At 73.3% G+C, this 591-nt stretch carries 1 pseudogene; it reads right to left on the bottom strand.

The features are described from left to right. A pseudogene (locus D7V88_RS42050) lies at window positions 1–423 on the bottom strand (hypothetical protein); the annotation flags it as partial. Window positions 424–591 lie beyond the last annotated feature (168 nt).

Here is a 591-nt window from a genome sequence, read left to right as displayed (position 1 = left end):
CATCGACATCGCGAGCCCGTCCACCCGCTTCGCATGCGTCCCGAGCAGGCCCACCGCGAACGTCGTCACCAGCCGGCCCGTGTCCGTGCCCGCCGTGCTCACGTGCGGCATCACCATCAGCACCGCCGGAACGCGGATCTCCTCCGGCTCCGAACGCTGTGCCACGGCGGCCTGCGCCGGCTCACCACCCGTCGCGGCCTCCACCAGGGGCGCGGCGGACAGCACCGTGACGGGGGCCGCCACGACCGGGGCCGCCTGGGTCTCGGTGCCCGAGGGCGCCTCGGAGACGGGCTTCGGATCCGCGACCACGACGGCAGCAGCAACCTTCGCGGGCGAAACCGGCGCCTGGGGCTCCTGAGCATGGGCCACCCCTCCCGCCACCGCGACCCACACCCCAACGCACACCGCGACCTTGCGCTTCATCGCCTGGACCTTCCTGTTCGGGTTCCGAATGGCACCGCCCTCCAGGTGCCTCCCTCATGGGGAGCCCGGGGCGCCGCCGTCATGTCGGGGCGTCGTCGCCCCTCGCGGACACAGGAACACCGGCCCCCTCCAGAACTGTCACCTGCCTGTCGCCACCCCCTCCAGGAC

It is taken from the genome of Corallococcus terminator, from assembly GCF_003611635.1.
GTDB lineage: Bacteria > Myxococcota > Myxococcia > Myxococcales > Myxococcaceae > Corallococcus > Corallococcus terminator.
Note: the sequence above shows the minus strand (reverse complement) of the source record. Positions and strands in the feature narration are given on the sequence as shown.